This window comes from Rhodococcoides kyotonense (assembly GCF_001645385.1).
GTDB classification, from domain to species: Bacteria; Actinomycetota; Actinomycetes; order Mycobacteriales; family Mycobacteriaceae; genus Rhodococcoides; species Rhodococcoides kyotonensis_B.
Window position 1 is genome coordinate 35,402 of sequence record NZ_LVHI01000022.1, and the last position, 24,078, is coordinate 59,479.

Here is a 24,078-nt window from a genome sequence, read left to right on the forward strand (position 1 = left end):
GTCGCTGCTGTGTCACAGGGTCTAGTTTGATACTTATGAAACGTTCTCCCGGGGGGTCTAGGATCTATTGATACAGATTCCGGGCGAAAGGGTCCCCTCATGGCTGATCGGATCGGGACGTTGCTGAATCGTTCGGGTGGCGAGGAGGTGCTCATCGTCAGCCGCGGGAAGGTGCGGACTCGGTTCCGTCGTCGGGATGAGTTGGGTTGGAACTTTCGGGTGGAGTCGACGGACTCGGAGAACGTCATCGAGGTAACGCCAAAGCCGAAGCCAGATCCGAAGCCGGCTCGCCGATCTTCGCATGCGCGTGGGCAGCGGGTGGCGTACGTGCGGGTGTCAGCCGCGGATCAGAACGAGGCGCGTCAGCTCGAGGCGGTGGGGGAGTGCGACCGGGTCTATATCGAGAAACAGTCGGCACGCTCGCGCGCTGATCGCGTAAAGCTCGAAGAGTGCATCAGGTATCTGCGGGACGGTGATGAGCTGGTTGTCGCGTCGATGGACCGACTCGCTCGTTCCCTGGTTGATCTCAAGCAGATCGTCGGCGAGGTCACCGCGAAGGGTGCGAGTGTGCGGTTCGTCCACGAGCGGGCCACCTACGCTGCCGGTGCCCAGGATCCTCGAGCCGACCTGATGCTCTCGCTGCTCGGGGCGTTCGCAGAGTTCGAGCGGGCCATCATTCGCGAACGCCAGGCCGAGGGTATCGCCATCGCCAAGGCGAAGGGCAAGTACAAGGGACGCAAACGCGTCCTGACTGAGGAGCAGATCGACAAGGCCCTTGCCCGTATCGAGGCGGGGGAGGGGCCGTCAGCTATCGCCCGGGATCTCGGGGTGGGTCGATCCACGCTCTACCGCGCACTCCAGCGAGTAAGGAAGTAGGCGCCGCCGACACGTCGCGTTAGCCCGCCCACTGCGCGACGAAGCTGGTGCGACACCCTTACATGACACCGAAGTCGTAGCCCTTGCGTCGAGATGCCGCGTTCGGAGATCCCCGCTACGGCATGGACGACGAGGGTTCGAGCACGCGTCAGTGAGTTCCGGTTGGAATGAGCTCCACCGTCTCGTTCGGCGCGACCTAGTGCGCGCCCGGGTGACCACCACTCGCCAGTGAGACCGCCGCGAAACGTCCGTAGACCACCGCCACCGCCACTTACCCGCGAAAGTCACAATCACAACCCTGCATAGCCACAGGATTTCACGCCAGCCACCACACCGGGCTCCTGCCACGAGGATTGTGCAGCAGTCTCCTAGTAAGCGGGGTGGTCCAGCTCGTCGAGCACGCGCTGGGCGATGCGGTAGGCCGCGTTGGCATCGGGCACGCCGCAGTAGATCGCCGTCTGGAGCAGCAACTCTTTGATCTCGTCGTTGGTCAGCCCATTGGTACGCGCGGCCCGCACGTGCATGGCCAGCTCCTCGTGATGGCCGCGGGCCACCAGGGCGGTCAGCGTGATGAGTGAGCGGCTGCGCCGGTCAAGACCCGGACGCGTCCACACCGACCCCCAGGCGTACTGGGTGATGAAATCCTGGAAGTCGGCGGTCAGATCGGTGATCGCCGCGGTCGCGCGGTCGACATGGGCGTCGCCCAGGACCGCCCGGCGCACCGCCATGCCGGCGTCGCGCACCCCGGCGACGGTCGTGGGAGCGGCAACCGCCTGCCCCGCGTTCGCGTGATCGCGGATGAGTTGGCCGACCTCGGACGGTTGCTCGGCCGGGGGCAGGTGCGCGACGCCGTCGAGGACGACGAGCCGCCCGTTCCGGACTCCGGAGGCGATAGCCGCGAGATCGGCCGGCGGAGTGGGGACGTCGAGCAGACCCGACACCGCCAGCACTCGCGGTTCGATCTCGCCGAGGCGGTCACGGACGTCGAAGCCCGCCAGCGCCTCGCACACCAGCGCATAGCCCTCGTCGTCGGCGTCCCGCAGGTCGTGCAGCAGGGCTGCGCCGATCTCCGGCTCCCGCTCCAGGAATCCGGGTGCGAACCAACGCTGGGCCGACCCTTCGATCATCGACGGGGTGCCCGACGCGCGCACGGACGTGGCCCGTGTCCGCCAGGCATCCGGCTCGCCGATCCGTGCGCCCGTCGACAGCAGGACAGCGGAGTCGATGCGCGCGGGTGCGTCCAGCAGCAGCTGCAGCCCGACGGCGCCTCCCACCGAGTCGCCCGCGTAGGTGAAAGTGCTGGCGAACGTGTCGCGCTGGGCCACCACGTCGTCGACCATCTCGAGGACACCGGCGGCCAGCTCGGCCATCGTGAACGGCTCGGCCGAACCGACATTGGATCCGTGCCCGGGCAGGTCCCACGCGAGGACCTCGAAGCGATCGGTGAGGCCGGCGGCGCAGCGCGCCCACAGTGACTGAGCCGACGTGCCCAACGAGGGCCCGAGGACGAGCAGGGGCATGGCGGGTGAACCGCCGAGCTGGACGGCTGTGATGCGAGGGACGGTCACTCGTTCTCCTCCAAGAAGGTCTGGGCCCGCTCCACGGCGCCCACGATGAGGTCCTCGGAGAACCCGCGGTAGGTGGTCGGGTCGGAATCGGCGGTCTTGTCCAGCAGCCCGGCGATCGTGCGGCGCTCGGCCAGCACGCTGTCGGTCGACCGGTCGAGCGTCGCGCGCATGCGCTCGGCGTCCACGTGCAGACCTTGCAGCAGCTCGGTGGTCTGGGACGCGGCGACGACGCTGCGTCGACCGAGCATGTGCAGGGTCGACCACTCGACGTGCCACGCGCCGTCCGGGCGCTGGTCGCCCGCGGTGGCGGAGGCGAGGTGCATCGTCGCGGCCAGAGCGGGGGCTCCCAGGGCTGCGCGGCGCACCAGTACGGAAAGAATCGGGTTGTTCTTGTGCGGCATCGTCGACGAGCCACCGCGGCCCTCGGCCGTCGGCTCGGCCAGCTCGCCGATCTCGGTCCGCGCCAGCGTCGCGACATCGGTCGCGACGTGTCCCCAGGCGTCCGTGCACGAGACCAGCGCGTCGGACGTCCGGGTGACCGTCGCCCGCGAGGTGTGCCACGGGCGGAGTTCCCGTAGCCCCAGGGCCGCGGCGGTGCTGGCGACCAGGTCGGCGCTGGTCCCCTGGGGATCCTCGTGCCCCCGCAGGTTCGCCAGCTCGGTGGCCGCCGACAGAGTGCCGACCGCCCCGCCGAGCTGCACCGGCAGGAGGGAGCGGGCGTCCTGGACCAGATCGGCGGCGTCGACCAGGCCGTCGAGCCAGCCTGCGGCGACGGCGCCGAACGTCGTGGGGACGGCGTGCTGGGTCAGGGTGCGACCGACCATCGGCGTGTCGGCGTGCTGCGCGGCGAGGCGTGAGAGCGCGGTCACCTGGGCGCGCAGCTCGTCGATCAGGCGATCGAGCGCATCGCGCAGCGCGAGCATGAGGGCGGTATCGAGGACGTCCTGGCTGGTGAGCCCGCGGTGCAGCCAGGTGGCGGCGGGCTGCGGCGCCCGCGAGCGGAGCAGGCCGACGAGCGGGACGACGGGGTTGCCGCTGCCCTCGGCTGCCGCCGCGATGTGCGGCAGGTCGTCGACGGTGACGAGCGGGGCGAGGTCGGTGGCGGCGGCGGACGGCGCGAGCCCGGAGGCCACGAGAGCGTCCAGCCACGCGGACTCCACCCTGACCATGGCGGCGAGCAACGCCTCAGCACTCATCAGGTCGCCGGCGCGCTCGTCGCCGGGCCAGAACAGGTCGGTCATGGCGTTCAGTGTGCCGCCCCGTGGCCCGGGAACGTCAGGAAGACGGTCTCGCCCTGGCCCTGCAGACGGATGTCGAACGCATGTCCCTGCGCATCGGCCTCCGCGACCAGCGTCGCGCGACGGTCCGGCTCGAGGCTGCTGAGAAGGGGGTCCGCAGCGAGGGCGGCCTCGTGTCCCGGCAGATATGCGCGTGTGAAGAGCCGATCGAGCAGGCCACGCGCGAACACCGTGAGCGCGAAGAACGGTGCGCCCCCGTCGACCCCACCCGGCGCGATCGTCGAGAACGAGTAGTGGCCGGCGTTGTCGGTCGACGACCGGCCCCAGCCCGTGAACGTCCAACCGTCGCGGCGCAACGAGCCCGGCTGCTGGACGATCGCGCCGGACGCGTCCGCCTGCCAGAGCTCGACCAGCGCGTCGGGGACCGGCGCACCAGAACCGTCGAGCACGCGGCCGTGGAACCGGATCGCACCCGGGCTGCTCGCAGGCACCAGTTCGGAGTCGCCGTCATAGGGGAGTGCGTAGTGGAAGAACGGGCCCACCGTCTGGCCGGGCGTGGGGTGCAGGCGGGGGCTCATGCGTGGTCCTTGTCGTCGTTGTTCTCGGTCCAGGTGCGGTGGGCTCCGGTGAGCACGATGTCCCACCGGTAGCCGGTCGACCACTCGGGTCGCGTCAGGTCATGGTCGTAGCGGGCGACGAGGCGGTCACGGGAGCCCTGGTCGGTGATCGACTGGTAGATCGGGTCCAGCGCGAACAGGGGATCGCCCGGGAAGTACATCTGCGTGACGATGCGCTGCGTGAACTCGGTGCCAAACAGGGAGAAGTGCACGTGGGCGGGACGCCACGCATTGCGGTGGTTCCGCCACGGGTACGGACCCGGTTTGATCGTCTGGAATGAGTAGCTACCGTCCGCACCGGTCAGGCACCGCCCGGCGCCGGTGAAGTTCGGGTCGAGCGGCGCAGGGTGCTGATCACGCTGGTGGATGTAGCGTCCTCCGGCGTTGGCCTGCCAGATCTCGACCAGCTGGCCCGCGACCGGGCGTCCGTCGCCGTCCACGACCCGGCCGGAGATCGTGATGCGCTCGCCGATCGGCTCGCCCGAGCGCTGAATCGTCAGATCGGCCTCGAGTGGATCGACGTCCCGGTGGCTGAAGCACGGAGACCACAACTCGACGCCTTCCGGATCGACCTGGTGCAGATCCTTGGTCGGATGCCGCAGGAGGCTGCTGCGGTACGGGGAGTAGTCGAGGCGGGGCCTGATAGCGGACGGGTCGGTGCCGGCGGACAGGTCGGCGATCTCGGCGCTGATCTCGGCTTGGGTCGATAGGTCAGGAGTGCTCACCAGCCCGACGGTAGGTGGCCGGGGCGTACGCTTCGAGCTATATCGTTCACTGAGTGAAAGAGGGCGACGATGGCCGGCAACACCTCCGACCCGGGAGCCAGTGTCGCCTCGCGCCTGCTGACCGTTCTCGGCGCCTTTGACGATGAGCACCGGGCGATGACGCTGAGCCAGATTGCGCGTCGGGCGGGTCTACCGCTGCCGACCACTCACCGATTGGTGGCCGAACTGGCCACCTGGGGCGGCTTGGTGCGGCGGCCGACCGGCGAGTACGTGGTGGGTCGCCGGATCTGGGAGCTCGCACTACTGGCGCCGACCCAGACCGGCCTGCGCCAGATCGCTGAGCCGTTCCTCCACGACGTGTACGGCGCGACGCTGGCCACCGTGCACCTCGCGGTGCGCGAGGGCGCCGAGGTGTTGTACCTCGACCGGCTGTCCGGCACGGCGTCCGTCCCGATCGTCAGCACCGTCGGCTCCCGACTGCCGCTGCACTGCACGGCGGTTGGGAAGGTGCTGCTCGCGCACGCGCCCGACGACGTGCTCGCCGAGACGCTCGGCTCGTTGACCCGGATGACGCCGTTCACGGTGACCCAGCCCGGGCTCCTGCGACAGCAGCTGGCTCGGGTGCGGCGCCATGGGTATGCGACAACGGTCGAGGAGATGTCCCTCGGGGCGTGCTCGGTGGCCGTCCCCGTGCTTCGAGACACCGCGGTCGTCGCATCCCTGGGTCTTGTGGTTCCCCGCTTGACGAGGGACAGGACCCGCCTCGCCGGAGTCCTCCAGGCCGCGGCGTTCGGTATCGGCCGGGAACTGGCGTCAGGCGGGTGATGGGAAGGAGATCTGACGCGGGCTAGAGGGACACAGGGGCCGACGCTGACCCATCTAGACCGATGTCCGGCGAAGTCGTACTTGAGGCATGAGAATTCAAAAAATCGAACCCCACGGAATCCGGGGCACACCAATGTGCCCATCAAACCCGGGGCACACCAATGTGCCCATCAAACCCGGGGCACTTCAGAAGCGGTATTGCTCGCACCACAGCCTTGACCTGGAAGGGCAGGAATGCCAGCCATGAACTTTTTACCGCCCTGCCCACGGGTGCGTAAGCGCAGCGTGCCGGAGATGGATGCGGCATCGGATGCCCCGGTGGCAGGTCACAGCGCGTGAGACATCCGGGCCGTGGATTCGCCGCTTTGGCTGTGGCCGTACTGGTGACTGTCTTAACAAACATGCCGGTGTTTCTCCTTGGGGCGCTGGCCACGGAGATCACCGCAACAATCCGCGTCCCGGCCTACGGGATCGGCCTGGCGGTAGGGGTCTACTGGGCTGCGGCCGCCCTCACCTCCGCGTGCACCGGTGTGATTGGTCGTGTGCTCAGCGAGAAAGGCATGGGCATCGCCGCCTTGCTTCTGGCGGTCGTGAGCCTGACCGGCAGCGCGTCCTGGATCTCTGCGTGGCCGTGGCTAATTGTATGGGCATCCCTGGGGGGACTCGGGAACGGTCTCGGGCACCCTTCCTCCAACCACTTGCTCGTCACGCACATCCCAGCCGCCTCGTGCGGGCTGGCCTTCGGGGTGAAACAGGCCGCGGTCCCTGTGACGGGGTTGGTCGCCGGCGTTTCGATCCCGTTGGTTGCGTTGACTCTGGGATGGTCCATGGCCTTCCTGCTGATGGCTGTACTGGGCATGCTCGTACTGGTCCCCGTGGCCCGGACCCGGACCATGCCGGTCGTTATGGGTACGACCCGGCCGGCGGGGCAATGGGATACCCAGATGCGTTCGGCGTTGGTGCTGATGGCCGCGATGACGATGTTCGCGGGCGGTGCCGTTACGTCCGCCGTGGCCTTTGCCGTGATCGGCGCGCTGGAGCGGGGGATTGCAGTCGGCCCGGCTGGTGTGATTCTGGCCGTCGGCAGCGCCTTAGGAGCCGCGACCCGTATCGTCATTGGCGGAGTCGTCGATCGAGGCGGCGTGTCAGCACTTTCTCTGATCCAGACAGCACTCATCGTCTGCGCCGTCGGGCTTTCACTCATGGCGATCCCCACCACCTGGAGCTACGTGGTAGGTGTCCTGCTAGCGGTGGGCCTGGGGTGGGGGTGGCCAGGTCTGGTGCACTTCCTCATCTCGCACATGGCGCCTGGGGCCACCGCAGCGGCCACCGGCATTGTCCAGACCGGCACGTACATCGGCAATACCATCGGCCCCGTGCTCACCGGGGTGGCCCTTAGCCCCGCTGATTCACGGGCCGGTGTGACTGCTGCTGTCGGGTGACGGCGGGATCGATTTCGTGGGTGGGCGTGCGTGTGTGCCGGCTGGCGCTGCCGGTGGGCGGGTCCCCGGGTGGTGATGTCGTGGGCGGGCATGTGAGGTCAGGCTGGTTTGGGGATCGCGGCGATCGTGTTGAACACAGCGACGATCGCGACGGCCCAGGGCCATGTTTCCGGGATCTTCACTTTTCGCCGTCGGCCGCTGCGGACCAGCCGGGCTGCCACGTGAAGGAAGCGGTAGCGCAGTGCCTTGGGCTCGCACAACGCCAGGACTGCGGCCTCGCCGGTGCAAGCGAGCATCCGCGTCCAGGCAACGAGGTCCGCTGCGATCATCACCGCGACGAGCCAGGCCTGGTTGAGCGCGAACCCCCGCGAAGGTAGCCGCCCGAGCCCGGTGTCCTTGGCGTGGCGTATCCGGTCCTCGACCCGGGCGTGAGCCCGATGCCTGGCCTCGAGGAATTGCAGCTGACCCGTGGCGGTGGTGTTGGTGACAAAAGCCTGGTAGCGCCATCCATCGATCTCCTCGAACATCGACAACTGAGCACCCGGATGGGGCCGCTCGCGGCGCACGATCACCCGCATCCCGTCTGGCCACTTGGCGAGCATCCGTTGGGAGAGGAATCCGGTCAGCTCCGCGATGTCGGCCCCGTCACGAATGTCCCCGTTGGGGTTGAGCGCTGGTCCCCACGCGGCTTCGGGGCAGGTCGCGATGGCCCGGCGAATCGGGGCAGTGATGGAGAAGCCGACCGAGTACTCCACCTGTCGACCACGGACGCGGTTCTGCTCGGTGATCCAGTCGATCAGGTCGTGGGAGGCGCCGGCACCGTCGGAGCGGATCAGCAGATCACGCCGATGACTGGCGGGGATCTGCGCGATTGCCTGGCCCAGGACGTCGATGTGGTCGGCGGCGGTGTTGGACCCGGCGTTGCCTGGGCGCAAGCTCGCGGCGAGGAACTCTTCTGTGTTGTCGCACCACACGCCGATCGGGTGGTACCCGAACGTGCGCTTATACGTCGGCGCAGCAAGCTCCTTCTCGCTGTGAGTGACCACAATGGTGGCGTCCACATCGAGCACGACCGTCGATCCCAGATCCCGCCCCGCACACGCCGATGCGGGCACTCCGCCGGGCAGGTGGGACCACACGTGCCGCCGCGTGCGAGCCCGCGCCACCTAGATCTTCTTGCGCTTGCCGGCAGTGACCTCATCGAGCGTGCGCCACACCGTCGGCGCCGACGCCACTGGGCCCAGGGCGCCGGACTGGTGGCGCAGGACGCCGATGTCGGAGATGGACTCGCCGCCATCGGCGAGCATCACCGCGGTATCGATCAACACCCGGCCGCGATCGTGGATCGGGATGAACCGGCGGCGAGCCATGGCCCCTGACAGCTCGGCGGTCAGACCGACCTGATCAGCCAGAAGTCGAGGCACGATAGCCCCGGCATGCGAGACCACCCCGACACCATCTGCAGTAACGGACAGACCGGCCGACCACGAAGTACGCTTCACCTACCGAGTGCTTTCTGCTGGAGAACATGGAACCTTAGACAAGTCCCAGTTTCCCCTGTTCAGGAAGCACTTCGGTCTATTTTCGCCCAGCGATCCGCAGATTCCCATGAATCACCCGGGTTAGCCTCGGTAACTCGACACTGACCTGGGCGATGCTCGCCACTATGGCAACCGTCGCCGTGGTCATTTCCTTCTTCTTCGGGCGCCGACTGCGGAGAATCGACTCTCTGGAATCGCCGCTGGCCTGAGGTGGTCCTGTCCACAGCACCACCGTCACCGGCCGTCGAGATCCTTAAACGAGCAAGTTCTGGATTTCTTTGGCGGCTGTCTGGAGCATAGCTCCGAGTTCTGTGCGGAGTTGTTCAGTCATGCGGTGAGCGGGCACGGATACATTGATCCCGTAGTATCCTCCGCTCGGGCTGGTGATGGGAACAGCGACTGACATGACGCCGTCTTCGCTTTCTTCCTGGCTCGTTGAGTACCCGGTTTGCCGAATCGTTTCGAGGGCACGCTCCAGATCGGAACGGGAAATGATAGATCCCTTGGTGAGACCCGGGAGCTCCTCATACGGGTACAGGGCATGCAGTTGTTCCGTGGTGAGTAGGCTCAGCATTGCTTTGCCCGTTGCAGTGCAGTTGGCAGGAAGCATCGCACCGTGACGTGAGGCAACGCGGACGGCGCGTTGGCTTTCGATGGCCTCCAGAAAGTGTGCGTTCGAGCCTTTGAGCTCGGCAAAGTGCACCGTCTCTCCGGTTGCCTCGAATAACCTTTCCATTGCTGGACGAATTAGCGTTCCGATGTCGACGTGGCGCCGTATGGCGAAGGCGATGGAGCTGAGTGCTTGTCCGGGTTCGTACGCTTTGGTCTGAGGGTTCTGCCGTACGAAACCTCGGTAGAGGAGCATCCCCATGAGGCGATGGGCCGTAGATGACGCCACTCCGAGGTACTTGCTGGCATCGGTGAGCCGGATGCTCGGCCGAGTCTCGAAGAGCAGCAACAATCGGAGTGCGTTGTCGACGGATTCGATGGGGTACTGCGGAGGAGGGCCGTATCTGGAGTCGTCCTCCGCCCGTGATGCGGACATGAGCTTCATGTTACTGACCGGGGGTTCAGTCTCTGTCCGGCTAGGGCGCAGGCCATCAACGAGGCTCACCAAGTCGTGCGAGTTCATGTCTCCAAGCAGTCTCTGTGTTGAATGCTCCTCCGAGGTCGGGCAGTTCGGCCATATCGGCGTCGGGCAGATCGACGAGGTGCCCACCAGCCGAAGTCACTTGCAGTGCCAACCCGGACAGGCCGTCCACGCTGATGGCCTGGAGAACTGCTTGCTCGACGGTTTCGGCCGCGCTGGTGAGGCCGTGGCCCCGCAGCACCACAACGGGCCTTGTTCCCATAGCATCGGCCATTTCGGTGGCGAGCCGACGGTCGCGGATGAGTACTCCGCGGGGATAGACGGGCACCCCGTTGGCGGCGAGGCGGGCTCCGGGAATGTCGTACGCCCCTACGATGGGGCGTACTGCAAGCCCTGCCAGGTCGGCGGCAACCACTCGCGGGGGATGGGCGTGAACGACAGCCCGGATGTCTGGGCGGCGCCGGAAGAGCTCGGTGTGCAGCGGCAGTTCGTTGGGGACCGTGTACCCGCCCGCGAGCTCGCCGTCGGCGGCGGGATTGCCGTCGAGGTCCACCATGCGGATGTCTTCGGCTTGCGTATACGCCAGTCCGCGTTCGTACGGGCCGCGACAGCGCACCAGCAATGTGCTGTCGGTAATTTTCAGGCTGATGTGACCCAAGATTCCATCTGCCAGGCCCCGATGGGCCAAGACCCGGCAGGCGAGGGCGATACGTTCCCGGCTGACGCTCTCGGTCTGGGGCAGCAAGTTTCCGGGTGTCATGACGCCCTCCTCGGCGGTGGCTCCAACTGGGGTTCGAGCTTGGCGTGCAGATCCTGCACCGTGATGCCCCTGGCCATGCCCAGACGGCAGGCAATGAGGGCTTTGGGCCAGTTCACGATGGCTGCGCCCCGGACGGTGGTGCCGTCGATGGTGTAGAGGGCGACGAATTTGCCGTGGACCTGCGGGTGTCCGATGAGGACGTGGTCGACATTGCCTCCGACGCGTCCCACGACCTGGATCTTCCAGTCGTGCTGGTCGCTCCACACGTATTCAATGGGCGTGTAGGCGCGCGGCTGTTCCGGATGGATGATGTTGTAGGCCACGCAGGCGGCCTGTTCCACCGCGTTAGTCCAGTGCTCGGTCCTGACGTCCTCGCCGTGCTTCTGGTGGCGCCAGCGGGCTACGTCGCCGACGGCGTACACGTTCGCAGCGTCGAGGGCTTGACAGTACTCGTTGAGCACGACCCCGTTGTCCACCAGCAGGCCGGATGCGCTAAGCCAGGAGTCATTGGGGATGACGCCAATACCGATCAGCACGGTGGCCGCCTGAACGCTCTCACCGTTGGTCAGGTGGAGGGAGAAGTTGCCCTCCTCGCCTTCGATAGCTTCCACTCCGGTGCCGAACATGGTGTCGACCCCGTTGTCCTGGTGAAGGTCTGCGAACCACTGGCCGATCTCAGGGTTAAAGAGGCGGCTCATGGGCACGGGCACCGGGTCGATGACGGTGACCTCCAATCCCAGGCCGCGGGCGGTGGCTGCCGCTTCGGCGCCGATGAACCCTGCCCCGATAACGGCCAGCGCCCCACCCCGGAGAAGGTCCCCACGTAGTTCGCGGGCGTCCTCAAGGGTGCGCAGCACGTGAATCCCTGGAGACTGGCCCCAGGGAGAGGGCCGGGGTGATGCTCCGGTGGCAATGACGAGGTTGTCGTAGCGAAGGGGGTCATGCCCTTCAAGCTTCAGCAGGTTCTCGGCGACGTCCAGATCGACAGCGCGGTGCCCCAGCAAGAGTTGGATGTCCTCGGCATCGGCCTGCTCCTGTGTCAGCAGCCGGATAGAGTCCTCGTCGGCGGATCCCGCAAGAACGGATTTCGACAATGGCGGCTTATCGTAGGGAAGTTCGGTCTCTTCTCCCACGAGGATGATCTCCCCCTTATAGCCTTCCAGCCGGAGGGACTGCGCGGTGCGCACCCCGGCAATGGAGGACCCGACGACGACGACGGTGCCCGGGCTCATGCGTCCTCTACCACCAGTGCGGAGACCGGGCAGCTGCGCGCGGCTTCGGTGACGCGGGCGCGGTCGGCTTCGGGGACTTCGGTCTGGAGCAGCACGACGATCCCGTCGTCGTCCAGGTCGAAGTAGTCAGAGGCTCCGACGACGCAGTTCGCGTATCCCTGACAGGCCTGCAGATCGGCTTTTACAACGGGCATGGTCGAACTCCTTAGCTTGAGACGGTGGTGCTCTGGCGGTTGGGGTGTTTATTCGTCTTCGGCCACGAGCGGCCCGAAAGGGTGTCCGATCATGGCCGAGAACGTGGCCGGGGCCTGCCAGGTCAGGGACTCCAGTTCCAGCGGACAGAGCGTTACCCACTGGCCCGAACGAGGAGATTGAATCATCAGCCGCGAACCGTTGCGGGTCTCGATGCGGGTGACCTGGACCTCCGAGAACTCGTTAGCGATCACGATCGGCTTGCCGGTGACGTGCTCTTCGAGCCGGCGGCGTTCCTCGGTGGCCTGGATCGCCGCGAGGCGGTCTTCCTCCTCGCCTTCCCATTCCAGTTTCACAGGAAGATCGCCAGGTTCTGCATGCGGATGACCGACTCGTCGACCATGATGGTGCGACGGGCCAGCTCCCACCCGGACCCGGATGAGGTACGGCGGAGGAGATCCTCGCGTCCTGCCGAGACAGTGGAGGACTCCCCGACGTCACCACGGCTGCGGAAGAGAAGAACCGCCGAGTCCACGATGATCTCTTGCGGGTCGGGGGTGCGGAAGGTGCGCACGTTGGTGATGTAGTGGCGCAGCCGTGATGGGGGGTCTTCGGTCCACGCGTGCTCGGTGGCGAAGCGTGCCACGCGGCGACTGAGCGAGTACTTGTTCTCGTCCCAGTGCGCCATCCCCGGTGAGGTGGAGTATCCGGCGCCCAGGGCAGTGGTGACGCGGACGGGCATGAGATAGTGCACGTCATCGGCGATCCGGGAGAGCCACTCGTCGTAGTCCTGGGCGTCCAACAGGTACGCCTCATCGACCAGCCAACGATGCGCCTCCAGGTGAAGTTCATCGTTGAAAGGCAGGGTCTGCCCCGTCCGCTGAGTACGCGGGGCGTGGGCTCCCAGCGCCGATTGTTCGGACAGCGTCAAGTTCTCGTTCTCGTGTGCCGTTCCAACACTCATGATCAGACCTCCTCGTGAAGGGTTGCTGCGGGCGCGGTCTCTGCGCTGCCGCAGGCCGGGCGGGCGGGCCCCGATCCGGCGGCCGGTGGCGCTTGCACCGGGTCCGAGCCCACGTGCACCTGCGCTGCGGCTTCTACCGGACGTTCGAGGTGATCGGCCCACCGGCGCAACAACTCCCGCTGGTTGTACTCGCTGTAGCCGACACGGGTGGCGCCGGGTCCCGAGTATTCCTCGGGGGACAGGGCCTCGACGACGTTCTCGCCGTTCTCGAGCATGCCCATCCGGCTGTTGAGCAGCAGACGCCGTGCCATGGAGCCGGCGGCAGTATTGGTGAGGGACACCCAGTTCTCGACGTCGTCCTGCTCGAACATGCCGCCACTGCCGAAGCACATGAGATACGCCTTGTAGGAAAGCGCTTTGTACTCCTCCGGCGCGTTCTTGTCGACGGCGAACCACGAGAGGACTTCCGTCTCGTTCTCGCTGATCGGCTGCCACACGCGGATAGAGATGAAGGGGAGCACCTCGTCGGAGCCCTCTTCGACCCGCGGCCAGTTATGGACGAAGCTCATGTTCGGGAACAGTGAGGCCGCCGAGATCATGAACCCGTCCTTGCCGACCACGTCGAGCTGCTCCTGGGTCCACTGCTCCTTCATCCGGGCGATCATCTCGTCCGGGTAGCCCACGTAGCGCAGGCGCTCCTCCAGGCCACCTTCGGGCAGCTTGTAAGTGGTGCCGCCACCGTTGCCAGCCCAGTACGTGGTGCCGTCCTTGCGCTTCTCCGCCTTGGGCTCGCGGAAGAGGCCGATCTCCACCACCGAGGTGTGGGTCTGGGGCGTGTGGTACATGTCCCCGGCGAAGTTCTCGGCCCCGATCTTCCAGTTCGCCTTGACCCGCCAACGCTGAGGGCCACGCAGCTCGATGCCGTCCGCGCTCTGCTTCGTGTAGTAGTCCAGGTAGAACTTGAAGTCCCCCAGGAACTCCTCCAGGGGCTCGGCATCCGGGTCCATGCTGATGAAGATCAGACCGTTGTACGTGGCCAGCGAGGGAGCAGGCAACAAGGTCTGGCCCTTCTTCTTGAAGCCTTCCTCCCCGCCGTATGCCTCCTTGTGAAACGGCAGGCCAACGAGGCGCCCGTCATTGCGGTAAGACCAACCGTGGTACGGGCAACGGAAGTGGGAGGCATTGCCCATCTCCGCCCGGCACACCTGCATGCCCCGGTGGAGGCACATGTTGAACAGGGCCCGGACCTGGCCCTGTTCGTCCCGAGAGATAATGAACGAGTCCTCGAGGACCCTGCGGACCACGTAGTCACCAGCCTCGGGGACCTCCGACTCGTGGGCGACGAACAGCCAGCTGCGGCTGAAGAGACGTTCCTTCTCGAGTTCGAAGAGCTCTTTGTCGTTGTAGATATGTGCAGGGATCATGCCCCGCCGTACGTCCTCGAGGACGCCGTGATGGTCTGCCATGGGAGAGCTCCTTCTCGATCATCGATCAGTCAGTCTGTAGAGCAGAGGTCCACTCTGTCGTGAAGAGGTTTCCGCATTTTGTGATCTACGTCAACCCCTCCCACTCTTCGTGCCAGGTACGGGTGGGTGCGGCAAGGGTCAGTGGCCGTTTTCGGGGGAGTCGGAGTCGCGGGCGGCGTTCTCTCCGCGGTCCAGCCTCGCCAGGGCGGCCATTTCCTCGGCAGTCAGGGAGAAATCGAACACCGAGATGTTCTCGACCAGCCATGCGGGTTTGGCGGCCTGCGGGATCGGGACGATTCCTTGCTGGACGTGCCAGCGGAGCAGAACCTGCGCCGGACTCTTTGCTGTCCGTTGCGCGATCTGCACCACGATGGGGTGGTCACGCAGTCCCGATTCGCGACCAATAGGGCTCCAGGCCTCGGTAATGATGCCCAGGTCCTGGTGCACTGCCCGCGGGGGTAGCCGTGCGAGATCGGGGCTGAGCTGGATCTGGTTCACGTCAGGAACCACGCCGGTCGCGGCAATGACCTTCTCCAAATGGTCCGGCTTGAAATTGGAGACACCGATCGCTTTGACACGGCCTTCGTCCAAGAGCTTGACGAGGCCTCTCCATGCCTCGGTGTACTGGTCCAAGGCCGGCACGGGCCAGTGGCACATGAACATGTCCAGGTAGTCCAGGCCCAAGGCTTGGAGACTGCGGTCGTAGGCCCTCTGCACACCGTCGACGCTGTGGGACTCCTTGTTGAACTTGCTGGAGACGAACAGCTCTTCACGCGCAACGCCGGCAGTGCGGACACCGCGTCCCACCGCGTCTTCATTGCGGTACTGGAACGCGGTGTCGACGAGCCGGTAGCCGCTTTGAATGGCGTAGCGGACGGCCGTCTCGCACTCTTCCCCCACCAGTGGCCAGGTGCCCAGGCCCAGATGCGGAATGCTATGCCCGTGCCGCAGTCGGAGCCTCGGGACCGTTGCGGGGTCATCGCTCGGATGGGTTTTCGTCGTCATGGACAGCCTCTCGTCGAAACGTCTTGCTTTCTTGTCACCGGAGGCAAATAGCGCGAGCCTCGGGGTCTGTGTCGGTCAGTCGACATCTTTGTTGGATCTCCAGGTGGTTGCAGCTGGGGTGATGATGAGCAGGCCCGCGGCCAGCAGGGCCGCGGTCACCGGAACGAGGGTGACCAGCCCGGCCATGCCCAGCGGTGAGAGGAAGAGCGCCGTGGCGCGGAAAGTGCCCGTCAATGCGAGGGCGTCTCCGCGTTCTTCTGGGTGCACCTTCTCCGCTGCGATGGCCGGACCGACGGTCTGCAGGACCCCGGCACCGATGCCGGAGATGGCCAGGGCAATGGCCACCGGGGCGGTCAGACCGGCGAACGGTCCCACTGCGGCCAGTCCCAGTCCTGTCATGATCATCCCGATGACCAGAGACGCCCTGACGCCGCGGCTGCGGACCCACCCGCTGACGGTACTGCCGACGAGAACGGCGGCGTTGGCGATAGACAGGAGGATGCCGATGACTGCAGCCGGTTGGCCTGCCAGGGATAGGGCCAAAGGGACGTAGGAGTCCAGAAGGCTTTTCCAAACCCCTGCGCCCGTGTTCATCCAGCAGGCAGCGTTGACACCGGGTCGTCGCCACAGACGGACGTCCCTGCCGGTGAGCGACGAAGGCCTGGCCGCGAAACCTGATCAACAAGGCCGCGGGGACGACGGCGACGGAACCTGCGACGATCCCCATTATGAGTGGCAGTTGCACCGAGGCCTCCCAGAGGTATCCGGCCACCGTGGGGCCGAGAAGCGCACCGATTCCCGCCGCCAGATTGACGTCCCGGAGGCCACTGACCGGTGCGGCGGATGTGCGAACGGCGTGGGTCTGGCTGCTGGTCCAGAAGAACGCCCGGGCTATTCCCTGGACCAACTGGGACGCGACAAAAAACACGACCGCGGGAGAAATCGCGAGCAGTGCGCACGAGATCGCGATCATCAGCCCGGATCCCACGAGGAAGGACCTGTCCGGAATCCGGCGCATCAACGCGCCCATGTACAGGCGGGTGATCAGCTGTGCGATGGCAGCCACGGCGACCAGCAGCCCGATCTCACTGGGGGTGTAGCCCGCATGCACACCCAATAGAGGGACGACAACGGACAAAGTGCCCAGCGCGAAGCTGAACAAGATGATGGCCAGCGCGCTCAAGGCCCTGTCATAGTTGACGGAGTCCATGTGCCTTCCCGAGGTGGTAACTCTTTCGCATAGACGTTCTCAGCGATCCACCGATCGATGCACTGGCCGATGAGCTTTCGTCACCGGTGTCCGTACACGGCGTCTCTACTGGCGGACGTGCTGGAGGTAGGCGCTGGCGTCCTCCAGGTTCACGACGTCACCGTATTTGCTGTCGATGTCGAAGAGGCTTGCCAGGTGTGGCAGCTCTGCCCTGTCTCCCACGCCCTCCTCCACGACGACTGTGTGGAACCCGTAGGAGCACGCGTCCACAGCGGTGGCGCGGACGCATCCGCTGGTCGTGCCTCCGAGGAGGATCACCGTGTCCACGCCCCGGGAGATCAGGCGGGCTGCTAGATCGGTGCCGAAGAAACAGGAGGCATACTTTTTGACCAGCAGCATCTCGTTCTCGCGACGACCCAGTCGCTCGTCCAGCTCCACCCACTCGCTTCCCTCCACCAGCCAGCTGTTGGAAGGGATCTTGCGGATCCACTTGCCGGCCTCCTGAAGGTCCGCATCGTAGGCGATCGTCGAGAAGATCACGGGCACGTCGGCATCGCGGGCGTCTGCAAGCAGTTGTTGGGTGGCCTGCAACTGAGAGTCGAGTTCGCCGGCCAGGGGGGATCTGGTGTCGGTGAACCCCCGGATCAGGTCGATGACCAGCAGCGCTGGTCGCTGCCCGAAGCCGGTCCGGCCGCCCAGGCCTTTGGCTCGGAAATCTGCTCGTAGACGTTCGTATTCTTCTACGGCATTACTAATAGACATGATTATCCCTTCTGGGAATTGGTCGGGTGGCTTAGTTTGTGCGTTACGCGATTAGGCCTTTTCGCTGAGTCGGCGTTCGGCGGCCCAAAGGATCATATTGCCGATAAGGGCAATGGCTGCGAGGAGCACGATGATTCCGTACATGGACGGCAGGTCCAGTCGACCGTAGGCGCGTAGGGCCAGGAGCCCGAGGCCTGCCCGAGCAGCGAAGAACTCTGCGATGATGACGTTAATGAAGGCGATGCTGAAGCCAATCCGGATCCCCACCATCAACGCTGGGGCCATGGCTGGCACATAGATTTTGGTCACAGTCTGCAACGGGTTCAGATTCAGTGATCTCGCGAGCTTCGGTAGGACGGGGGTGATGGCTCGAACACCCGCAGTCGTGGAGACCATGATGGGGAACACCGCGGCCAGGGCCGCCATCGCCGATTGGGCGCCGACTCCAACTCCGAATATTTGCAAAAGGAGGGGGAAAAAGACAATGCGCGGAACGGCGAAAGCTCCCGCAACGATGGGGTCGAAAACGGCGCCCAAAAACTTGCTTCTTCCGATTGCGTAGCCCAGCGGGAATCCGATGGCTGCTGCGATGAGGAAGCCGATGGCTACTGCTTCCAGTGTGGCGCTCAAGTGCCGGTAAATAGATCCGTCGGCAAAAAGTTCCGCAAGAGCAGCAAAAGAGGCGGCCGGAGATGAGACCAGGTCCGAAAGGAGCGACAGCACCGTCCACAGGATGAGCAGGCCCAAGATTACTGCCGCACGCCACAGGTTATCCTTGACGGTCGTCGCATTCTTGGCTCCGGAGGGTGTGGCGGTGCTCGGCGCGGCGGCGGTACTCACGTCCGTGCTCATAGCAAGTCCTTTCTGATCCGCTTCTCCGACCACGTGAGGATGCCATTGACGATCACGCTCAGCACGATCACGATGGTGATGTAGGCCCACATGTCCGCGGTGTTTAGTTCGCGGTAGGAGAAGCCAGCACGGAACCCGATTCCCTGAGCCGCAAGGATGAACTCCATGGCGATCGTGCCGATCACCGCGTATATGAACCCAAGCTTCACGCCGGGGAAGACCAGAGGAGTCGCAGCCGGAAGCAATACCTTCAGGTAGTACTGAGACTGAGAAGCGTTCACTGACTTCGCGAGCTTGTGCAGGATCGGCTTGATCGAACCCAGTGCAACCATTGTCGTGAGCGCTATGGGAATAAGTGACATGGTCGCTGCGATGACAACTATGGGACCTGCGTTCAGCCCCATGATCGCCAGGAGCACGGGATAGAACAGCAGTGTGGGCATCGCGTATCCCGTGACCAAGAATGGCTCCAGGACGCGCCCAACCGCAGGGAGCCGCCACAGAAGTACGCCCAGTGGAATGCCGCCGACGAGCCCGATGACAAATGCCATTAGGATGGTCGTCAGCGTGCGCGCCGTGTCCGCGCCGAACTCGCCGGTCGGAACAATCGCAACCAATCGTTCGAGGATCTCCGACGGTGGCACCATCAGGCTGCGATCTATCAGCCCCGCCCTTGTTAGCGCTTCCAGTACGACGACTAAACCGATGATAATAAACCAACGAATAAGCCGGGGTCGGCGCCAAGCGGGATCCGGTCGGAGCTGCGGTGAGACCTCTTTAGTGACCATCACGCTGACTGCACCCCTGGCCCCAGCGTCTTCTCGGCTTCCACCTTGACCAGTTCCCACAGGTGATCCTGGAGTTCACGAAACCGTGGCAGCGCATGGGTGCCCTCGGGTCGGGGGCGCGGGAGATCGATCTTGACGACCTCCTTGACCACTGACGGCCTGGCAGACATGACCCAAACCTCATCCGACAGGTAGACCGCTTCCTGTATGTCGTGGGTGATGAATAGGACACGGTTGCGTGTCTTCTCCCAGATGTTGAGCAGTTCCCGGCCGACAAACTGACGAGTCTGCTGATCGAGAGCCCCGAAGGGCTCGTCCATCAGTAGCACCCGGGGCTCCAAGGCCAAGGCTCGAGCGATGGCCACCCGTTGCTTCATCCCTCCAGAGAGCTGTCCAGGACGGTGATTCTCGAACTGCCGCAGCCCGACGAGATCGATCATGGTTCGGGCCCTGTCATGGCGCTCAGCCTTCGACATCCCCTTGACCTCGAGCCCGAACGCAACATTGTCCAGAACGCTGCGCCAATGCAACGTCGAGTCTTCCTGGAAGACCATCGCGGTATCGCGCCGGGGTCCCGTCACGGGCTCGCCATCGATGCTAACCGTCCCCTGCGTCGGCTTAAGGAGACCACCGACCATGTCCAGAAGGGTGCTTTTCCCGCAGCCGCTGGGGCCAATCACGGAGACGAACTTATGCTCGGGGATGGTGCCGCTCACGTTCGCGATAGCTTGCGTCACCCCGGCAGCACCTTGGAAAGTCATACCGATGTTGTCAAAAACGACGTCGTGTTCCTGCTCGGTCGAAGGCACTGTGGATGCTTGGTTCATGACAGGAAGTCCCGCAAAACAATATTGTCCATGTCCGGCTCCTTGGTGATCTGGCCCTGCTCCTTGCCGGCTTCCACGACCGCTTCGAGCTGTGCGTCGGTGAAATCGAGACTGAAAAAGTTTTGGGAGTTCCTCAGCGCCTCAAGGGCCACTTCCGGTTTGGTGTCGATGGCCTTGCCGTATACTTCGGCGGCCGCCTCCACGTCGCTGGAAATCATGTCCATCGCCTTCTGTAGGGCCCGGCCCCATCCACGAAGAGCGTCGGTGTTCTCGTCCATGAACGCCCCCGTGGCCACCAGACAGGTGTCTGACCAGTCTGTAACGTAATCGCGGGACCTCCAGATCACCTTCCCGCCGCTCTCGTTGGAAATCTGCTCGGACAGCGGTGAGGCGGTCCACGCCACGTCGACGACTCCCTGGGACACCGCGGTCCACGAATCGGCGGCCGAACCCACGCTGAGCAGCTGAACGTCCGTTCCTGGCACTAGTCCTGCTTCGCTCAGTGTCCGCTCGGCAAAGTATGAAGAGTTCGACCCCGGGGTGCTCACGGCAACTGTTCGGCCTCTCACGTCCTCGATGGTGTTGATCGGAGAATCGGGGAGAGCAATGAAGTCGACGGACGCGGCGGTGTAGACATTGCCGATAATCCGGACATCCATACCGCTTTCCGCGGCAATGAAGACAGGTAGGGTCGAAGAGGTGCCGAACCCGATTCCCGAGTTGATGCCGCGCACCGTGTCCAGTCCGCCAGGGAACTGGACATTCTCCAGGTTCAATCCCTCTTCTTCGTAGAAACCCTCGGACTGGGCGATGAAGAACGGTGCGGAATGAATAAGGCTCGCTAGGCCGGTCACGGCGACGTCCCCGGAGTAGCCTCCTGCGCCGTTGCCTCCACTTTTCTGTCCGCACGCCGCTATGGAGCCCAGAGCGACAACGCCTCCTACTGCAGCAGACAACTTCAAGAATCCTCGACGCCCTATCGGACGGAAGGTGTCGGTCATGCGGTTCTCCCTCATGGTGTGCATCGCGTGTCCCAACGAGTGAATCACGTCACATCACTGCTGTCCAGACCCTTTCTCTCCGTGCCAGATATTTTTGAGATCAATTGGGTAACGCGAGGGGACCGCGCAACGCTCAGGTGCGAGCCGTGCACGCAATGCTGGGCCCGGCGCGACAGCATCTACTGGTCGACGTCGACGACGGCCCGAGCACGGTCGGTCAGGAGGGTCGCTGCAGCCAGTAGGAAGCCGACGAGGGCGATCATGACTGGGCCAACAGGTGGACGCCGGGCGCACGCGCGATGACAAGCACAGCAGACATCACGCAGGCGGACCTGGCGGCAACGGGGCGCTTCCGGATTTAGAGTGCGTTGATCCGGTTCTGAAGCTGTCCGGAGTGGATCAGTGACGGCAAGATGTAGTGCGTGAGGTTGCGGAATCGGAGGGCGATTTCGCGGAGGTGCTCGAGGCGTCCGTTGATGGCTTCAACCGGCCCGTTGGAGGCGCCCACGTCGAAGTGGGCGAGGATCTCCCGGTGCCGCTTCCACAGAGATCGTCCGAGCTGTGCCAGCTCGGTGAGGTGCTTCGGCACGCCGGTCCGGATGGACTTGAGGAGCTTGTACATCGTGATCTTGCCGTCCCGTCGCTGCGGCTGTTCGTAGGCGTTGATGAGACCTTGGTAGACGAGGTAGGTGACCTCCACCGCGACGTGGGCGTCATGGGTGACGAACGCTGTGAACAGGCGGGCTTTCTGCTTGTCGGTCAGCAGCTCAGCGCGAGTGTTCAACGTCCGGCGGATAGGGGGATGCCGTACAGCGGGTCGCCCGTGCGGACCCGGCGCCTGGTGGTGGCCTGCTGGGTCCGCTGGCGGCACACGGTGAGCTTGTCGGCGGCTAGGTGCACGGGCGTGGAAGGGATCCATCACTGTCCGGGCAGCGGGCACCGCGCTGGCGGCCGCGGAGTGGTAGCCGGCAAACCCGTCCATAGTCACTGCCTTGATGCGGTCCCGGAACGACTGGTCACGGGCGTCGAGCCAGTCGGCGAGCACCTTCGCCGAACGCCCCGGGACCATGTCCAGCAGGCGGGACGGGCCGGTGCCGTCCATCACCGGGGTGAGGTCGACGAGCACGGCGGGCGAACGAGCTGCTGCCGTCACCGCGCACGTGCTTCCATTTGTGCTCATCGACCCCGAGAACGCGGACGCCATCGAGGTGTCCGGGCTGCTCGTAGACCATCGTGCGAACCTCCGAGACCGCCGGGTTATTGACCAAATCCCACCCCAACCCCAGGGCCTTGGCCACCGCGGACACGCTGGAGCGGTCGATCGCCAGACGCTGCAGGATCCATCGGCTGCAGCGGCGGGTGGTCTTGGCCCGCGGCTCAGCCAACGCCGGCATCCGCTGCTGGAAAATCCGCGAAGCGCACTCGGTGTTGTCGCAGATGAAGCGCGGTACCCGCACATGCAGTCCGGTGGGCTGACCCACGATCGGCAGATCCGTGACCTTCCGCTCGACGTGATCCCGCAAACGGCCTGCCATCCCGCACTCGGCGCAGACCGGGTCCAGTGTGACCGGGGCGCAGAACAGGTGCGTGAGCTCGTCGGCCACGGCGGCGTCGGTGATCGTCACCCCGAGCTCGACGGTGCGGCAGATGGTGTCGGCAAGCAGGCTGGCGGTAGCGTTCAAAGTGGGTCCTGGGGTGTTCGATGCGCGGTGTAGGAACCTGCATCTTCACACGCCCCAGGACCCCTACATCTTGTGCCTCACCGCATCACCGGCGAACCCCCGCTACGCACTCCGAATCCGGAAGAGCCGGCAATGGTGTTCCTGCAAGCAATGAGGACGAGCGCAAGCCCCGTTGCGGTGATCGTGATGCTTGCCCACCCCGCGATCGGGAGTACTCCGCGAAGGTCACGGGGATGGAGAAGCCTCCCTGGGCGACGAGTAGGGCCCCGACCACAGTCATCACCAGTTCGGCCGCCCGGGTGCGCTCGCTGCTGGTGTCGTGGTGGAACTCGGCTGCGGTGGTAATCATCAGCGCGACCACACATGTCAGGACCACCACGTTCAGCGCCGGGATCACGTAACCGAGGTCGTCCAGGCAGCTCCACACCTGTTGGCCGTCGATTCTGTGGCGGGTACAGCGGTAGTGGTGGCTTGGGCCAGCTGCACGGCGCCGACCGCCAGGGGCACTCCCCACGCAGCAGCCGCCAATGGCCGCGACGAACGAGGCGTAAGCAATCCGCGCGCCAACTCCCCTGGTCTCACCGTAATCCGGCCGGGCTTCCGTCGATCGGACCTCGAGGCTCACCGCTGGTCGATGCTATTCGGAGAAGGCTGCGCTGTCTGGTGGCCTGCCGTATCGATATCGGACGTAGTGGGTGATGTATCCGGCGAGGGCTAGGGCCGCCAAGACGATTTGGACGCGGCGATCGGCGAGCCACATCAGCGGCCATTCGAGTACCCATAGGGCCCAGGAGGTGGGGGTGTGGCGCGTCGACCTCGGGCCACCATGAAGGCTGTGGGCGAGGTTGCTCGTGCTGGCCGATTGTCTGTCACGGAATGTGGAAAGTGCGTAGCCGCACATGTCGGCCTCCGCGGCTGCCGATTTCCCATCGTCGCCGACTGTTGATATGAGCGCTGAGCGGAAGCGGAGCGCTGGGGCGCGAAGTGGGCCTGGGCGTTCTGTCTTTGTCGTAGGTCCATGCAAGTCTTCGCGGTGTGACTGATATCGGTGTGCTCAGGATCGGCAAGCGTCTGATTTCGCGACGCTGGAGGCGAGTCATCAGTGCGGCGGTTATCGCAGTGTTCGTGCTTCATCCTGAGATGGGGCGACAAGCGACCTTGTGGGCTGGGGGCCAGTATGCTCAACGACTTTCGCGAATGGTGGATGATGCAGGATTGCTGGACTTCGGCACGATGCCGCCCCAGACTCCGCTGCCTGATGACGCCTGACTGATTAAGTGTCGTGTTCGGTAGTCGCGAGTTCTCCTGCTAATTACCCCAGTTCGGTGTTGTCGAGGGCCAGCGGATTGTGCGAACAACATCTAACCGCGCCGTAGTATCGGTGGCAGCGAGGAGAAAGGTGGTAGCAGGATGGA

24 protein-coding genes and 2 pseudogenes are annotated in these 24,078 nt (G+C 64.9%); 4 read left to right on the forward strand and 22 right to left on the reverse strand.

Translation table 11 applies throughout. The annotated features are described in order from the left end of the window. The first annotated feature begins 99 nt into the window (after positions 1-99). The gene (locus tag A3K89_RS25505) at positions 100-876 is read left to right on the forward strand and encodes a recombinase family protein (RefSeq protein ID WP_020171242.1); all 777 of its coding nucleotides are present in this window, start codon (positions 100-102) and stop codon (positions 874-876) included. A 368-nt stretch (positions 877-1,244) separates the two neighbouring features. Here the strand turns inward: A3K89_RS25505 and pcaDC are convergent, their stop codons facing one another. The 4 genes from pcaDC to pcaH are packed head-to-tail and all read right to left on the reverse strand — an operon-like array spanning position 1,245 to position 5,024. After that, positions 1,245-2,444, reverse strand: coding sequence for a bifunctional 3-oxoadipate enol-lactonase/4-carboxymuconolactone decarboxylase PcaDC (gene pcaDC, locus A3K89_RS15805; protein WP_016895384.1), 1,200 nt, complete (start codon positions 2,442-2,444; stop codon positions 1,245-1,247). Continuing rightward, the gene (locus tag A3K89_RS15810) at positions 2,441-3,685 is read right to left on the reverse strand and encodes a lyase family protein (RefSeq protein ID WP_016895385.1); all 1,245 of its coding nucleotides are present in this window, start codon (positions 3,683-3,685) and stop codon (positions 2,441-2,443) included. Before A3K89_RS15810 ends, pcaDC begins: the two co-directional genes overlap by 4 nt. A 5-nt stretch (positions 3,686-3,690) precedes the next feature. Then, a complete protein-coding gene (gene pcaG, locus A3K89_RS15815) occupies positions 3,691-4,260 on the reverse strand; it encodes a protocatechuate 3,4-dioxygenase subunit alpha (protein ID WP_006898355.1) in 570 nt (189 codons plus the stop codon). Next, entirely contained in the window at positions 4,257-5,024 is a 768-nt protein-coding gene (gene pcaH / locus A3K89_RS15820; RefSeq protein ID WP_006898356.1) for a protocatechuate 3,4-dioxygenase subunit beta, read from the reverse strand. Before pcaH ends, pcaG begins: the two co-directional genes overlap by 4 nt. 69 nt (positions 5,025-5,093) lie before the next feature. Here pcaH and A3K89_RS15825 point away from each other — a divergent pair, with 69 nt between their 5' ends. Further along, positions 5,094-5,849 carry an IclR family transcriptional regulator gene (locus tag A3K89_RS15825; protein WP_016895386.1) on the forward strand — a complete coding sequence of 252 codons (756 nt, stop codon included), beginning with the start codon at positions 5,094-5,096 and terminating at the stop codon, positions 5,847-5,849. A gap of 383 nt (positions 5,850-6,232) precedes the next feature. Next, positions 6,233-7,291 carry an MFS transporter gene (locus A3K89_RS15830; RefSeq protein ID WP_327037082.1) on the forward strand — a complete coding sequence of 353 codons (1,059 nt, stop codon included), beginning with the start codon at positions 6,233-6,235 and terminating at the stop codon, positions 7,289-7,291. A 98-nt stretch (positions 7,292-7,389) separates the two neighbouring features. Here the strand turns inward: A3K89_RS15830 and A3K89_RS15835 are convergent. The 18 genes and pseudogenes from A3K89_RS15835 to A3K89_RS26420 all read right to left on the reverse strand — a co-directional run bounded on the left by A3K89_RS15835 (position 7,390) and on the right by A3K89_RS26420 (position 22,663). Next, positions 7,390-8,793, reverse strand: a pseudogene (locus tag A3K89_RS15835) (IS1380 family transposase). Between the two features lie 292 nt (positions 8,794-9,085). Next, the gene (locus A3K89_RS15840) at positions 9,086-9,886 is read right to left on the reverse strand and encodes an IclR family transcriptional regulator (protein ID WP_068427666.1); all 801 of its coding nucleotides are present in this window, start codon (positions 9,884-9,886) and stop codon (positions 9,086-9,088) included. A 46-nt stretch (positions 9,887-9,932) separates the two neighbouring features. Continuing rightward, a complete protein-coding gene (locus A3K89_RS15845; protein WP_006897053.1) occupies positions 9,933-10,682 on the reverse strand; it encodes a class II aldolase/adducin family protein in 750 nt (249 codons plus the stop codon). Continuing rightward, entirely contained in the window at positions 10,679-11,914 is a 1,236-nt protein-coding gene (locus A3K89_RS15850) for an NAD(P)/FAD-dependent oxidoreductase (RefSeq protein ID WP_068427668.1), read from the reverse strand. Before A3K89_RS15850 ends, A3K89_RS15845 begins: the two co-directional genes overlap by 4 nt. Then, positions 11,911-12,108 carry a ferredoxin gene (locus A3K89_RS15855; protein WP_006897055.1) on the reverse strand — a complete coding sequence of 66 codons (198 nt, stop codon included), beginning with the start codon at positions 12,106-12,108 and terminating at the stop codon, positions 11,911-11,913. Before A3K89_RS15855 ends, A3K89_RS15850 begins: the two co-directional genes overlap by 4 nt. A 48-nt stretch (positions 12,109-12,156) precedes the next feature. Beyond that, positions 12,157-12,462 (reverse strand): hypothetical protein, encoded by a 306-nt coding sequence (locus A3K89_RS15860; RefSeq protein ID WP_006897056.1) that lies wholly within the window; start codon positions 12,460-12,462, stop codon positions 12,157-12,159. Further along, the gene (locus A3K89_RS15865) at positions 12,459-13,070 is read right to left on the reverse strand and encodes a 3-phenylpropionate/cinnamic acid dioxygenase subunit beta (RefSeq protein WP_006897057.1); all 612 of its coding nucleotides are present in this window, start codon (positions 13,068-13,070) and stop codon (positions 12,459-12,461) included. Before A3K89_RS15865 ends, A3K89_RS15860 begins: the two co-directional genes overlap by 4 nt. Before the next feature lie 2 nt (positions 13,071-13,072). After that, the gene (locus A3K89_RS15870) at positions 13,073-14,536 is read right to left on the reverse strand and encodes an aromatic-ring-hydroxylating dioxygenase subunit alpha (RefSeq protein ID WP_006897058.1); all 1,464 of its coding nucleotides are present in this window, start codon (positions 14,534-14,536) and stop codon (positions 13,073-13,075) included. A gap of 138 nt (positions 14,537-14,674) precedes the next feature. Then, positions 14,675-15,541, reverse strand: a complete 867-nt coding sequence (locus A3K89_RS15875; RefSeq protein ID WP_006897059.1) for an aldo/keto reductase — start codon at positions 15,539-15,541, stop codon at positions 14,675-14,677. Between the two features lie 75 nt (positions 15,542-15,616). Next, positions 15,617-16,135, reverse strand: coding sequence for an MFS transporter (locus A3K89_RS26405; protein WP_254303550.1), 519 nt, complete (start codon positions 16,133-16,135; stop codon positions 15,617-15,619). 145 nt (positions 16,136-16,280) lie between these two features. Continuing rightward, positions 16,281-16,751, reverse strand: a pseudogene (locus tag A3K89_RS26410) (MFS transporter); the annotation flags it as partial. 105 nt (positions 16,752-16,856) lie between these two features. Further along, the gene (locus A3K89_RS15885) at positions 16,857-17,513 is read right to left on the reverse strand and encodes an N-carbamoylsarcosine amidohydrolase (protein WP_174551438.1); all 657 of its coding nucleotides are present in this window, start codon (positions 17,511-17,513) and stop codon (positions 16,857-16,859) included. Between the two features lie 51 nt (positions 17,514-17,564). Next, the gene (locus A3K89_RS15890; RefSeq protein WP_068427672.1) at positions 17,565-18,365 is read right to left on the reverse strand and encodes an ABC transporter permease; all 801 of its coding nucleotides are present in this window, start codon (positions 18,363-18,365) and stop codon (positions 17,565-17,567) included. Next, complete coding sequence (locus A3K89_RS15895; RefSeq protein WP_084423836.1) at positions 18,362-19,153, reverse strand: ABC transporter permease; 792 nt, start codon at positions 19,151-19,153, stop codon at positions 18,362-18,364. Before A3K89_RS15895 ends, A3K89_RS15890 begins: the two co-directional genes overlap by 4 nt. Next, positions 19,153-19,980 carry an ABC transporter ATP-binding protein gene (locus A3K89_RS15900; protein WP_254303551.1) on the reverse strand — a complete coding sequence of 276 codons (828 nt, stop codon included), beginning with the start codon at positions 19,978-19,980 and terminating at the stop codon, positions 19,153-19,155. The genes A3K89_RS15895 and A3K89_RS15900 overlap by 1 nt, the downstream gene beginning before the upstream one ends. Beyond that, entirely contained in the window at positions 19,977-20,981 is a 1,005-nt protein-coding gene (locus tag A3K89_RS15905; RefSeq protein WP_084423840.1) for an ABC transporter substrate-binding protein, read from the reverse strand. Before A3K89_RS15905 ends, A3K89_RS15900 begins: the two co-directional genes overlap by 4 nt. Positions 20,982-21,339: 358 nt before the next feature. Then, positions 21,340-22,083 carry a transposase gene (locus A3K89_RS26415; RefSeq protein WP_341869870.1) on the reverse strand — a complete coding sequence of 248 codons (744 nt, stop codon included), beginning with the start codon at positions 22,081-22,083 and terminating at the stop codon, positions 21,340-21,342. Next, positions 21,998-22,663, reverse strand: a complete 666-nt coding sequence (locus A3K89_RS26420) for a transposase family protein (RefSeq protein ID WP_068427675.1) — start codon at positions 22,661-22,663, stop codon at positions 21,998-22,000. Before A3K89_RS26420 ends, A3K89_RS26415 begins: the two co-directional genes overlap by 86 nt. A 1,035-nt stretch (positions 22,664-23,698) precedes the next feature. Here A3K89_RS26420 and A3K89_RS25825 point away from each other — a divergent pair. Next, positions 23,699-23,932, forward strand: coding sequence for a hypothetical protein (locus tag A3K89_RS25825; protein ID WP_157105361.1), 234 nt, complete (start codon positions 23,699-23,701; stop codon positions 23,930-23,932). Positions 23,933-24,078: the final 146 nt, after the last annotated feature.

Bases quoted from the DNA above. Each gene is read 5' to 3' on its own strand.
- A3K89_RS15840 (WP_068427666.1), bottom strand. From the start codon at position 9,886: ATGAAGCTCATGTCCGCATCACGGGCGGAGGACGACTCCAGATACGGC.
- A3K89_RS15890 (WP_068427672.1), bottom strand. From the start codon at position 18,365: ATGAGCACGGACGTGAGTACCGCCGCCGCGCCGAGCACCGCCACACCC.
- A3K89_RS25505 (WP_020171242.1), top strand. From the start codon at position 100: ATGGCTGATCGGATCGGGACGTTGCTGAATCGTTCGGGTGGCGAGGAG.
- A3K89_RS15885 (WP_174551438.1), bottom strand. From the start codon at position 17,513: ATGTCTATTAGTAATGCCGTAGAAGAATACGAACGTCTACGAGCAGAT.
- A3K89_RS15825 (WP_016895386.1), top strand. From the start codon at position 5,094: ATGGCCGGCAACACCTCCGACCCGGGAGCCAGTGTCGCCTCGCGCCTG.
- A3K89_RS15905 (WP_084423840.1), bottom strand. From the start codon at position 20,981: ATGACCGACACCTTCCGTCCGATAGGGCGTCGAGGATTCTTGAAGTTG.
- A3K89_RS15865 (WP_006897057.1), bottom strand. From the start codon at position 13,070: ATGAGTGTTGGAACGGCACACGAGAACGAGAACTTGACGCTGTCCGAA.
- A3K89_RS26405 (WP_254303550.1), bottom strand. From the start codon at position 16,135: ATGAACACGGGCGCAGGGGTTTGGAAAAGCCTTCTGGACTCCTACGTC.
- pcaG (WP_006898355.1), bottom strand. From the start codon at position 4,260: ATGAGCCCCCGCCTGCACCCCACGCCCGGCCAGACGGTGGGCCCGTTC.
- A3K89_RS15870 (WP_006897058.1), bottom strand. From the start codon at position 14,536: ATGGCAGACCATCACGGCGTCCTCGAGGACGTACGGCGGGGCATGATC.
- A3K89_RS15900 (WP_254303551.1), bottom strand. From the start codon at position 19,980: ATGAACCAAGCATCCACAGTGCCTTCGACCGAGCAGGAACACGACGTC.
- A3K89_RS15895 (WP_084423836.1), bottom strand. From the start codon at position 19,153: ATGGTCACTAAAGAGGTCTCACCGCAGCTCCGACCGGATCCCGCTTGG.
- A3K89_RS15875 (WP_006897059.1), bottom strand. From the start codon at position 15,541: ATGACGACGAAAACCCATCCGAGCGATGACCCCGCAACGGTCCCGAGG.
- A3K89_RS15810 (WP_016895385.1), bottom strand. From the start codon at position 3,685: ATGACCGACCTGTTCTGGCCCGGCGACGAGCGCGCCGGCGACCTGATG.
- A3K89_RS15855 (WP_006897055.1), bottom strand. From the start codon at position 12,108: ATGCCCGTTGTAAAAGCCGATCTGCAGGCCTGTCAGGGATACGCGAAC.
- A3K89_RS26415 (WP_341869870.1), bottom strand. From the start codon at position 22,083: ATGGACGGCACCGGCCCGTCCCGCCTGCTGGACATGGTCCCGGGGCGT.
- A3K89_RS15845 (WP_006897053.1), bottom strand. From the start codon at position 10,682: ATGACACCCGGAAACTTGCTGCCCCAGACCGAGAGCGTCAGCCGGGAA.
- A3K89_RS15850 (WP_068427668.1), bottom strand. From the start codon at position 11,914: ATGAGCCCGGGCACCGTCGTCGTCGTCGGGTCCTCCATTGCCGGGGTG.